This window comes from Planomonospora algeriensis, from assembly GCF_977012225.1.
In genome coordinates, this window is the sequence record NZ_CDRNDK010001145.1 from 1 (window position 1) to 311 (window position 311).

A 311-nucleotide genomic window follows, 5' to 3' on the forward strand; every position below is an offset into this window, starting at 1 on the left:
GTCACTTCAGGATGGGCAGTCGCTCGACCAGGGCGGTCTTGCCCCACCGGGCGCCGAGGCCGAGGGTGTCGCCGGCGCGGGTCAGGGCCAGGGTGATCAGGACGATGGCGTAGACGATGTGGTCGTCCATGAAGGGGTTGGTCTCCAGCGGCAGGGCGGCGGCCCACATCAGGAGCGTCATGGTCGCGCCGGCTCCGGCGGCGACGCGCAGGCCGATGCCCAGGATGAGGGCGGTGCCGACGCCGGCCAGGCCGAGCATGAACAGCCAGTCGACCCAGGCCTGTCCGGCCAGGGCGCCGAAGAGGCCGCCG

At 72.7% G+C, this 311-nt stretch carries 1 pseudogene; it reads right to left on the bottom strand.

Annotated elements, in window-relative coordinates:
* Position 1 precedes the first annotated feature (1 nt).
* Positions 2-311, bottom strand: a pseudogene (locus ACWJ6R_RS38200) (hypothetical protein); the annotation flags it as partial.